The 10,859-nt window shown below is 34.3% G+C and carries 11 protein-coding genes; 10 read left to right on the top strand and 1 reads right to left on the bottom strand.

Annotated features, from left to right (window positions below):
- The first annotated feature begins 22 nt into the window (after positions 1 to 22).
- The 9 genes from rsfS (at position 23) to J4T76_RS08020 (ending at position 7,170) form a co-directional block, all read left to right on the top strand.
- Complete coding sequence (rsfS, locus tag J4T76_RS08060) at positions 23 to 340, top strand: ribosome silencing factor (protein WP_267340673.1); 318 nt, start codon at positions 23 to 25, stop codon at positions 338 to 340.
- A 4-nt stretch (positions 341 to 344) separates the two neighbouring features.
- Positions 345 to 815: a 23S rRNA (pseudouridine(1915)-N(3))-methyltransferase RlmH gene (gene rlmH, locus J4T76_RS08055; RefSeq protein WP_267340653.1), complete on the top strand. Its 471-nt coding sequence runs from the start codon at positions 345 to 347 to the stop codon at positions 813 to 815.
- Between the two features lie 21 nt (positions 816 to 836).
- Positions 837 to 1,304: an rRNA maturation RNase YbeY gene (gene ybeY, locus J4T76_RS08050; RefSeq protein WP_267340654.1), complete on the top strand. Its 468-nt coding sequence runs from the start codon at positions 837 to 839 to the stop codon at positions 1,302 to 1,304.
- Positions 1,305 to 1,390: 86 nt separating this feature from the next.
- A complete protein-coding gene (gene corC, locus J4T76_RS08045; protein WP_267340655.1) occupies positions 1,391 to 2,254 on the top strand; it encodes a CNNM family magnesium/cobalt transport protein CorC in 864 nt (287 codons plus the stop codon).
- 1 nt (position 2,255) lies between these two features.
- Positions 2,256 to 3,794: an apolipoprotein N-acyltransferase gene (gene lnt / locus J4T76_RS08040; protein ID WP_267340656.1), complete on the top strand. Its 1,539-nt coding sequence runs from the start codon at positions 2,256 to 2,258 to the stop codon at positions 3,792 to 3,794.
- A 227-nt stretch (positions 3,795 to 4,021) separates the two neighbouring features.
- Positions 4,022 to 4,930, top strand: coding sequence for a glutamate/aspartate ABC transporter substrate-binding protein (locus J4T76_RS08035; RefSeq protein ID WP_267340657.1), 909 nt, complete (start codon positions 4,022 to 4,024; stop codon positions 4,928 to 4,930).
- 80 nt (positions 4,931 to 5,010) lie between these two features.
- Entirely contained in the window at positions 5,011 to 5,745 is a 735-nt protein-coding gene (locus J4T76_RS08030; protein WP_267340658.1) for an amino acid ABC transporter permease, read from the top strand.
- Between the two features lies 1 nt (position 5,746).
- Positions 5,747 to 6,448, top strand: coding sequence for an ABC transporter permease subunit (locus J4T76_RS08025; RefSeq protein ID WP_267340659.1), 702 nt, complete (start codon positions 5,747 to 5,749; stop codon positions 6,446 to 6,448).
- A complete protein-coding gene (locus J4T76_RS08020) occupies positions 6,445 to 7,170 on the top strand; it encodes an amino acid ABC transporter ATP-binding protein (RefSeq protein WP_267355610.1) in 726 nt (241 codons plus the stop codon). Before J4T76_RS08025 ends, J4T76_RS08020 begins: the two co-directional genes overlap by 4 nt.
- A 104-nt stretch (positions 7,171 to 7,274) precedes the next feature.
- Here the strand turns inward: J4T76_RS08020 and recD are convergent, their stop codons facing one another.
- On the bottom strand, positions 7,275 to 9,122 hold the full coding sequence (gene recD / locus J4T76_RS08015; RefSeq protein ID WP_267345533.1) for an exodeoxyribonuclease V subunit alpha: 1,848 nt from the start codon (positions 9,120 to 9,122) through the stop codon (positions 7,275 to 7,277).
- Positions 9,123 to 9,623: 501 nt separating this feature from the next.
- On the opposite strand from recD, the gene nadR reads away from it, so the two are divergent.
- Entirely contained in the window at positions 9,624 to 10,859 is a 1,236-nt protein-coding gene (gene nadR / locus J4T76_RS08010) for a multifunctional transcriptional regulator/nicotinamide-nucleotide adenylyltransferase/ribosylnicotinamide kinase NadR (protein ID WP_267340662.1), read from the top strand.

Below are 10,859 nucleotides of genomic sequence, written 5' to 3'. Positions count from 1 at the left end.
AATTTTTTATGATAGAGAGATTATTTTGCAACAGTCGTTACAAGATTTTATTATCGATAAAATTGATGATCTGAAAGGTAAAGATATTGTTACCTTAGATGTACGAGGTAAATCAAGTATTACCGATTATATGATTATCTGTACGGGCACTTCAAACCGTCATGTCTCGTCCATTGCCGGACATTTACTCGATGAAGCAAAAAAACATGGTCACCTTGTTTTAGGTAGCGAGGGGAAAAGTGATGCTGATTGGGTAGTGGTTGATATGGATTCGGTAATTGTACATATTATGCAAGAAGAAAGCCGTCAACTTTACGAACTTGAGAAACTTTGGAGCTAGTAGTGTGAAAATACAGCTCATTGCTGTTGGCAACAAAATGCCAAGTTGGGTTACGACCGCTTTTGACGATTATCGTTCGCGCTTCCCTAAAGATATGCCGCTTGAACTTATCGAAATTCCTGCCGGAAAACGAACCAAAAATGCTGATATTGCCCGAATCTTAGACAAAGAGGGCGAACAAATGTTAGCAAGTTGTGGTAAAAGCAACTGCATTATCACGTTAGATATTCCAGGTAAACCTTACACCACACATGATTTAGCTCAACAATTACAACGTTGGAAAAATGATGGTCGTGATGTAAGTTTGCTCATTGGGGGACCGGAAGGCTTATCCCCTGCTTGTAAAGCGGCGGCACAGCAGAGCTGGTCGCTGTCGCCTCTTACACTACCTCATCCTTTAGTACGTGTCATTGTAGCTGAAAGCCTTTACCGAGCATGGAGCTTAACCACTAACCATCCTTATCATCGCGAATAAACAAATTAGGGAAATACCTAAATGAGCTCAATTATTTTAGATATGCAAATTGCTACAGACGAAAACCAAAATTTGCCAACTGAAGAACAAATTATGCAATGGTTAAATGTTATTTTACCGCAATTTATGGATAATGCTGAAATCACTATCCGAATTGTGGATGAACAAGAGAGCCAACAGTTAAATCATACTTACCGCCATAAAGATAAACCCACAAATGTACTCTCATTTCCATTTGAATCTCCGATTGAAATTGATGTGCCACTGTTAGGAGATTTAATCATTTGCAAACAAGTGGTGGAAGCTGAAGCAAAAGAACAACATAAATCGTTAACTTCACATTGGGCACATATGATTGTTCATGGTTGTTTGCATCTACTAGGATATGATCATATTCTTGACGAAGAAGCTGAAGAAATGGAAAATATCGAAATTGATATCATGCAACAGTTAGGATTCAATAATCCGTATCAACTGATTGACGAATAATCTTGTTTAGTTAATATCACCATTGTTCATAACTAAACCGGAAGTAAAATTACTTAAATACAATAGAATAGTAAAGGAAAAATCAAATGAGCGATGATAATCACCGGAGATCCAAAAAAGGATTTGCCTTATGGTTAAGTCAGTTATTTCATTCAGAACCTAAAGATAAGGAAGAACTGATTGAAGTTATACGCGAAGCTGAAGAAAACGAACTTATTGATCCAGACACACTTGACATGATTGAAGGTGTCATGGATATAGCAGAACAACGTATTCGCGATATTATGATTCCCCGCTCACAAATTGTTACTATCAAAGACAATTACTCATTAGATCAATGTTTAGATATTATTTCTGAACATGGTCACTCCCGTTATCCTGTGATCAGTGAAGATAGAGACCACATTGAAGGTGTGTTACTAGCTAAAGATTTACTTATATTTATCCGTCAGGGTATTGACGATTTTGATTTAAAAAAAATATTAAGACCAACAGTTATTGTGCCTGAAAGTAAACGTGTTGATCATATGTTAAAAGAGTTTCGTATGCAACGTTACCATATGGCAATAGCGATTGATGAATTTGGAGGCGTATCGGGTCTTGTCACTATCGAAGATATTTTAGAACTCATTGTTGGTGATATCGAGGATGAATATGATGAAGTAGAAGATCGTGATGTTCGTCGCTTATCACCTTCGGTTTACACCGTACGAGCACTGACACCAGTTGAAGATTTTAACGAAATTTTTGCTACTAATTTTAGTGATGACGAAATGGATACCATTGGTGGGTTGGTAATGCAGCATTTTGGTCGCTTACCCCTAAGAGGTGAAAGTATTATCATTGACGGTTATCAATTTAAGGTCACCATTGCTGATAAAAGACGCATAATCCAACTGCATGTAACCATTCCTGAAGGTGCAACAGTGCCTAATTTAGAGTTACCATAACATGCTTAAATATCTACTATTGAGCTTTATTTACGGTTGTATTGCCGTTTTTAGTTATGCACCTTTTCATATATGGCCTTTAGCATTTGTCTCTTTTATTGGTTTATTATGGCTTATTGCGAATAAAACTAAAAAACAAGCAATGTTAATAGGATTGACTTGGGGTATAGGTTATTTTTTCTCAGGAGTCCATTGGGTTTATATCAGTATCAAACAATATGGAGAACTACCTACCCCTATTGCAATAGTGATTTTAGGATTCCTAATCCTATATTTATCACTCTACCCGATGTTATTTGCTTTTTTACTTAGAATAGCAGATCGTATAGCACCTCAATTTTCATTCAAGCAATTAGGGTTAGCTGCACCTATTTTATGGCAATTTACCGAATTTCTACGTGGTTATATTTTAACGGGATTTGCCTGGTTACAATTAGGTTATAGCCAACTTGATAGCCCATTGCGAGCATATTTTCCTATAATCGGAATAGATGGTGTTAATTTACTGACTTGTTTTTTATCTGGATTAGCCATTTACAGCATATTTGGAATCAAACATAATCAACCAAAAAAGCACGTACTTGGTGCAATAATTGCACTGTTAACGATCTTTATTGCACCAATTTCATTCAAAAATAAAACTTGGACTCACGTTGATCATCACCGCCTAGCCAATTTTTCATTAATTCAAGGTAATATTCCTCAATCTTTAAAATGGAGCAGTGAACAATTAAATAACACCTTAGAAACTTACTATCAGCTTACCCAACAAAATTTTGGCAAAGACAAAATGATAATATGGTCAGAAGCGAGCATTACAGATTTTGAAATTAATCAACAACCCTTCTTATACTATTTAGATAACCATGCCAGAGCAAATGGCTCAGAAATTGCTGTGGGTATTATTGATTATCGTTTTAATGAACCTGACAATCGAAATAAAGGTAGTATCTATAATTCTTTAATTGTATTGGGCAAAAAAGAACCTTATCAATACCCAACTACTGATCGTTATCAGAAACATCATCTAGTACCATTTGGTGAATTTACGCCATTTGCATCCTTACTCGAACCAATTACCGAACTGCTCAATATTCCCATGTCTTCAATGAAAGCTGGCAATGAAAAACAGCCTCAATTAACCATAAAAGGGTTTAAATTCACCACTGCTATATGCTATGAAGTAATTTTATCGGATCTTATATGGCAAAACTTTAAACCTGATACTGATTTTTTGCTGACTGTTTCAAATGATGCTTGGTTTGGTGATAGCATTGGTCCAAAACAACATTTGCAAATGGCACAAGCCAGAGCATTAGAGTTTGGACGCCCATTAATTCGCAGTACTAATAATGGCATCACAGCAATAATTAATCAGCAAGGCAAAATCATCAAACAGATTCCAGCATTTAAAACTGGTGTTTTAAATGACAGTCTATCACCGACCATTGGCCTGACTCCTTATGCAAGATGGGGAAATAAACCCTATTTATTATTAATAATATTGATGTGTATTCCAATATTTATAAAAAAAGACTAATTTACAATAGTGGCATAAATATTGCTTAGATATATTCAGTTTCAGGTAAAATCATGTACAGAAATAATTGCTTATAAAGCATGATTATAGCTATGCATTTGGCGCCAATGATATATAAATAAACAGTAAAAAGTACTTTTATGCTAAAAAATAAGTTATAATATACGCCCTTTGTAAAAATATTAAATAAATTTAATATGATACAAATTAAACAGTAGGAGATGAGTATGAACAAAAAGACAAAATTAACCAAATTAGTTTTATCATTTGCAATGTTAGGCCTAATGACAGGTTCGGCAGTAGCTGAAGAACTTACTGGCACATTAGCTAAAATTAAAGAAAGTGGTGTTATTGTTGTTGGTCATCGTGAATCTTCTATTCCATTTTCCTACTATGGTGATAAGCAAGAAGTGATTGGCTATTCACAAGATTATTCTAATCTAATCGTAGAAGCCGTGAAGAAAGAGTTAAACTTACCTAATCTTAAAGTAAAATATTTACCTGTTACTTCTAAGACGCGTATTCAACTTCTTAAAAACTATACTTACGATTTTGAATGTGGTTCAACTACTAACAATCTTGAACGCCAAAAAACAATTGGTTTTTCAAACAGTATCTTTATTGTAGGTACTCGCTTTTTAGTTAAAGCGGATAGCAATATCAATAGTATCGAAGATTTAAAAGGCAAAAATGTAGTAACAACTGCCGGAACTACTTCTGAAATCCGTTTAAATCAAATCAACAATAAAGAAAATTTAGGTATCCGGATCATTACCCCAAAAGATCATGGTGATGCATTTAATGCTCTTGAAACTGGTCGTGCAGCTGCATTTTTAATGGATGATGCTTTATTGGCTGGTGAACGTTCACGTGCAATTAATCCTGCTGAGTGGAAAATTGTTGGTGAACCTTTATCATATGAATCTTATGGTTGTATGTTAAGAAAGGGTGATACTCAATTTAAACAACTAATGGATAACACCATTGCTGAAGCCCAAAAATCAGGAAAAGCATTAGAATCTTATAACAAATGGTTCACCCAACCAGTGCCACCAAAAGGTGCAAATATGGCACTTGAAATTTCACCGAAAATGGTTGAGCTTTTTGCAAACCCTAACGATAAAGCATTAGATTAATACTTTTCTTATCTTTCTAATCCATGTACTAAATGTCATTACATTTAGTACATAATCTAAATTAGTGAATTAAATATATTATGAGTTTTAATTGGACACTATTTTTTGAACCCACCCCTTATGGTGATGGGATTTACTTAAATTGGCTGTTAGATGGCATTTTTGTGACCATTTCATTAGCTATTACAGCATGGATCATTGCCTTTGTGCTGGGTTCATTGGTCGGTATTTGTAGAACACTTGACAACAAGTTTCTAAATAACTTTGCTGCGGCCTATATTCAGCTATTTCGAAATATCCCCTTACTTGTACAAATGTTTTTATGGTATATGCTATTTCCTGAAATTCTGACTGGAAGTTTAAAAACGTGGTTTGTCTCTGGTTTATCACCGAATGTGAGTTCATTTATCATAGCCGCAACTGCTCTAGGATTGTTCACTTCAGCACGTATTGCCGAGCAAGTAAGAACCGGTATTCAAACTTTACCTAAAGGTCAAAAATATGCAGCAATCGCCCTTGGCTTAACCAATCGTCAAGCATATACATACATTTTATTACCTAATGCTTATCGTCGCATTATTCCACCATTAACATCTGAGATGACTAACATTATTAAAAACTCATCTGTTGCTTCAACAATTGGATTAATCGATTTAATCGGACAGATTGATCGTATTAATGAATCAACAAATAGTATTGTTGAAATCTTATGTGGTGTAACCATTGCCTTTATGCTAATAAATTATGCTGTACTCACCATTATGCGTATTGTTGAAAAACATACTCGTTTACCTAATATGAATCATGGAGGATAGTATGCAGCTTTTTGATTGGATAGCAAATATACCTTCATTGGTATTTGATAATTATCATTTACTACTTAGCGGTTTATGGTTAACAACAAAAATTACCCTCAGTGCAGTTATTTTTGGTATTATTTGGGGTACTATGCTTGCGTTGATGCGTTTATCAAATAATAAATTGCTTAATATTTTTGCTAAATGCTACGTAAATTTATTTCGTTCCATTCCACTATTATTAGTGCTGTTATGGTTCTATTTGGCATTGCCACAAGTCATTAAATATGTATTTAATTTGCCTCCTTATGCGGATGTACGTATTGTTTCGGCAATGATTGCTTTTGCACTTTTTGAAGCGGCTTATTATTCAGAAATTATTCGTGCTGGGATCAATGCAGTGACTAAAGGTCAGTATCATGCTGCTTATGCTTTAGGTATGACTAAAGGTCAAGCCATGCGCTTGATTATCTTACCGCAAGCATTTCGCTCTATGGTGCCACTATTACTAACTCAAGGTATTATCTTATTCCAAGATACCTCGTTAGTGTATGTGATGAGTTTAATTGATCTTTTCGGCGCAAGTGTAACTCAAATAGGCAATGTTCAAGGCGGTACTGTTAAATATTCAATGATTATTTTTGCAGCGGCAAGTTATTTTGTGATTTGTTTTACTGCTTCACAGTTAGTTAATTATTTTAAGAAAGGGATAAATCGATGATCTCCTTAGAAAATGTATCAAAATGGTATGGACAATTTCAAGTTTTAAAAAACTGTACAACAAAAGTAGGTAAAGGTGAGGTTGTCGTTGTTTGTGGACCTTCTGGTTCCGGTAAATCGACACTAATTAAAACCGTTAACGGTTTAGAACCTGTACAAAAAGGTAGAATTATTATTGAAGGTACCGAAATAACCGATCCGTCAACTAATTTAGCTAAATTACGTTCAAAAGTGGGTATGGTGTTCCAACATTTCGAACTCTTTCCTCATTTGACTATTTTAAAAAATTTAACGCTTGCCCAAATTAAAGTATTAGGACGAGCAGATGAAGAGGCTCGAGAAAAAGCACTAAACTTATTAGAACGTGTGGGTTTACTAGCACATGCTGATAAATATCCAGCACAACTTTCTGGTGGTCAACAGCAACGTGTTGCGATTGCTCGTGCACTTTGTATGGATCCAATTGTTATGCTATTTGACGAACCTACCTCAGCGCTGGATCCAGAAATGGTAAATGAAGTACTTGATGTAATGGTTGAACTTGCTTATGAAGGAATGACGATGATGGTCGTTACTCACGAAATGGGCTTTGCTCGAAAAGTTGCACACCGTGTTATCTTTATGGATGCGGGTGAAATTATTGAAGATACCTCGAAAGAACAGTTCTTCACTAATCCACAATCCGATCGTGCTAAAGACTTTTTAGCTAAAATTATTCATTAATTTTAATTACAGGGCTGTATGCCCTGTTTTTTCTTCTTGTTCTTTCATTTTATTGTTAATATTCAATAAAAAAATCGGCTAACAACTATTTTCAGTACAAATCATCAATTATTCAATAATAAATTAACTAAACCACTATGTCTTTGTGTTTGAGATTTTATTGCTTGTTGAATAATGTCTTCTGTTGCATAAATAGAAACTGTTTTTTTAGCACGAGTAATGGCAGTATAAAGTAATGAACGGTTAAGTAATGGTGAGTGATCCATTGGCAAAATAATATTAACATGATCAAATTCCGATCCTTGTGATTTATGGATCGTCATTGCATATGCGGTTTCATGCTCTGGTAATCTAAAAGGAGAAAATCCTTTAATTGAGCCATCAGAAAAGGGAAAATAGACCCGCAATTTTGAACGGTCATGTTCTGCTCTTAATGTAATTCCAATATCACCATTATAAAGTCCTAACGAAATACTATTGCGTAAAATCATAATCGGACGACCTACGTACCAGGCTTCATTATTCTTTAGATGAATGAATTTTTTTTGGGACAATAAAGACTCAATTTGCTTATTTAAACCTCTGACACCAAACTTGCCTTCTCGTATTGCGCATAGTAGCCGATATTGAGAAAATTTATGTAAAATCGTCGCAATATCATCAACGCTATTTTCATTTATCATATTTAAATAATGTTGATATTGATTCACACTATCCTGTAAAAGAGCTTGATAAGCTTGCTGAGATGAAAGTTCCTGGTACTTAATATCACTCAATAAACTATCATTTAGCAATTCTCGAACAACGCTGGATTCACCATCTTTCACAGCATTAGCAAGCAAACCAATACCCGATGATTCATCAAATCGATAACTTTTTTGTAATAAACAAATACTGTCAGTAATGTTTACTGTTTGCTCTGAACTCGGTATATTAAAACCCGTCAATAAACTCAACTCTTTAGATCGTATAATGCTGTATCCATTAGTAATAAATGCACAAAGATCACCAAATACAGCGCCGGCTTCAACGGATGAAAGTTGATCTTTATCGCCAAGTAAAATTAAGCGAGCTGAGGGTGGCAACGCATCTATCACTCTCGCCATCATATTTAAGTCCACCATTGATGCTTCGTCTATCACTAATACATCCAAATTAAGTGGGTTATTTTTATCATACGTAAATGAGCGATTATCTTCTTTGGCACCCAGCAAGCGGTGCAAGGTTAGCGATTCGGTATTAATATTTAAAGATGATAAGGAAAGTTGTTCAATTGCTTGGCTTAACGATTCGGTTAATCTTGAAGCTGCTTTACCTGTGGGTGCAGATGTAACTAATCGAGCTTTAGGATCAGTTTGCTTAATTGCAGCAAGAATTTTGGCTACCGTTGTAGTTTTCCCCGTACCTGGTCCGCCAGAAATAATGGCTACTTTACGGGTCAATGCAACTGCTACAGCAACTTTTTGCCAATCGATATGCTCTTTATTATCGCTAAAAAGTTGATTAAGAATCACATTTAAACCAACTAGATAATTGGGATCTTCGACAAGTGTTGTATGATTAAAATATTGCGCCACATTGGCTTCATCAAACCACATACGCTGAAAATAAAGTTTATTTTGGGTATAAATAAGTGGTGATAAGTCCGTACCATCGCTTACAACGTGTTTACTTTTAGCTAGTTCAAGTACAGCTTTCCAAACATGTTCACTGGGTGATCCTAACTCTTGCCATAATTGTGGTTCAATGGATTGTTGATTTAAATATGTCAGATCAAGGCAGACATGACCAGCCCTCACTTCTTTACTAAGTGATAGCACTAAAAAACCAAAACGTTTAGCTGTCATATCATCATTTAGCTCAGCTTTATTGGTTAAAAACAAAGCTAAATGAATATCGAGTAAACTGATTTGGTTATTTTGTTCAAATTGGGCTAACCATTCTATTAACATGTGATCTTTTCTGTTACTAACTTAGTATCCCATTATATCGTTAACTTTATCTTTTAGATAAGTAAGTTTAAATATTAAAGTGCTTTTTTTGATTTCATTTAGATTTAAACCAAAATTTTAGGTGATTAAACCTATAATTTGTAGAAATTACTTAATTTCATTAAGAGTTACTGTTTTATAGATAATGATTAGGATCCGGTCATATACAATTAACCTAAAGGCATTGATTTCCAATTTCACTTCTTTTTTAAATTTTCACATTGTTCTTTTTGAACAGTTTTATATTTTTATTATTCCCATGCATTTATGGATAGAAATAGGGATATAGCATATTTCTATCTATAAGGACTGCGCTAGAAGATTATTAACTATTTCTGTTTAAATTCCCATAAAATTTGATCCAGATTTCTACAAATAATTAATTTCGTTTTATATATTGAACATTAATATAAAAAAATGTATATTTTGTTAAAAATAAAAAACAAAGTATAAGGAGAAGCCATGAGTAACTTCAGTTATTTAAAAAAAGCAATCAAACGAAAGAGTTTATCATTGCAAACTGTAGCCGATGCTTGTCAAATGACTAAAGGTTATTTAAGCCAACTCATTAACGATAAAATCAAAAATCCGAGTGCGCAAAAATTACAATCACTTCACCAATATTTGCAAATTGAACAACCAACCAGAGATAAAAAAGTGGGTGTGATTTTTGGTAAATTTTATCCATTACATACTGGACATATTCACCTGATTCAACTCGCAATTAGCCAAGTCGATGAGTTATATGTCATTCTTTGTTCTGATGTAAAGCGTGATATGGCCCTATTTCAAGAAAGTGCCATGTCTCGGCAACCAACAATTAATGATCGAATCCGTTGGCTTTTACAAACCTTTAAATATCAAAAAAACATTCACATTGAATTATTGGAAGAAGATGGCATCCCTCCCTATCCAAATGGTTGGTTACAATGGAGTGAGCGCGTCAAAAAGCTGTTTAAAGCAAAAGGAATTAATCCTGATTGCGTTTATTCAAGTGAACCTCAAGACGTTTCCATGTATAAAAAGTTATTTAATTTAAATACGGTTCTTATTGATCCTAAGAGAGAATTTATACAAGTTAGTGGTACTCAAATTCGTAAAGCACCTCTCAAAAATTGGCAGTACATTCCAACAGAAGTTAGACCATTTTTTGTTAGGACTGTGGCAATTTTAGGTGGAGAATCAAGTGGTAAATCAACATTAGTCAATAAATTAGCCAATGTATTTAATACTACCAGTGCTTGGGAATATGGTCGAGATTACGTTTTTTCCCAGTTAGGTGGGGATGAACGCGCATTACAATATGCAGATTATGATAAAATTGCGCTAGGACATGCACAATATATCGATTTTGCAATCAAACATGCCAATAAAGTTTCATTTATTGATACTGATTTTGTTACAACTCAAGCTTTTTGTAAAAAATATGAAGGTAAAGAACACCCATTCTTACAGGCAATGATTAACAATTACCGTTTTGATCTGGTTATTCTACTTGGCAACAATACGCCATGGGTTGCAGACGGCTTACGTCATTTAGGCAGCCCTAAACAACGTAAAGATTTTCAACAGTTACTTATCTCTATTTTAGAAAAAAATAACATAAAATTTATACAAATAGATTCACCTAATTATGAAGAACGTTATCTATGCTGTATTGATTTAGTTAATCAGCTTATCAACAATGAAGAGTATTAA

The sequence above is a fragment of the Gilliamella sp. B3022 genome, assembly GCF_028751545.1.
GTDB lineage: Bacteria > Pseudomonadota > Gammaproteobacteria > Enterobacterales > Orbaceae > Gilliamella.
The sequence above is the reverse complement of the archived record's forward strand: the minus strand, read 5'-3'. Positions and strand labels throughout refer to the sequence as shown.

What these genes read in the sequence shown, in the direction of transcription:
- ybeY (WP_267340654.1), top strand. Translation starts at nt 837, where the DNA reads ATGAGCTCAATTATTTTAGATATGCAAATTGCTACAGACGAAAACCAA.
- corC (WP_267340655.1), top strand. Translation starts at nt 1,391, where the DNA reads ATGAGCGATGATAATCACCGGAGATCCAAAAAAGGATTTGCCTTATGG.
- lnt (WP_267340656.1), top strand. Translation starts at nt 2,256, where the DNA reads ATGCTTAAATATCTACTATTGAGCTTTATTTACGGTTGTATTGCCGTT.
- J4T76_RS08035 (WP_267340657.1), top strand. Translation starts at nt 4,022, where the DNA reads ATGAACAAAAAGACAAAATTAACCAAATTAGTTTTATCATTTGCAATG.
- J4T76_RS08030 (WP_267340658.1), top strand. Translation starts at nt 5,011, where the DNA reads ATGAGTTTTAATTGGACACTATTTTTTGAACCCACCCCTTATGGTGAT.
- J4T76_RS08025 (WP_267340659.1), top strand. Translation starts at nt 5,747, where the DNA reads ATGCAGCTTTTTGATTGGATAGCAAATATACCTTCATTGGTATTTGAT.
- J4T76_RS08020 (WP_267355610.1), top strand. Translation starts at nt 6,445, where the DNA reads ATGATCTCCTTAGAAAATGTATCAAAATGGTATGGACAATTTCAAGTT.
- recD (WP_267345533.1), bottom strand. Translation starts at nt 9,122, where the DNA reads ATGTTAATAGAATGGTTAGCCCAATTTGAACAAAATAACCAAATCAGT.
- nadR (WP_267340662.1), top strand. Translation starts at nt 9,624, where the DNA reads ATGAGTAACTTCAGTTATTTAAAAAAAGCAATCAAACGAAAGAGTTTA.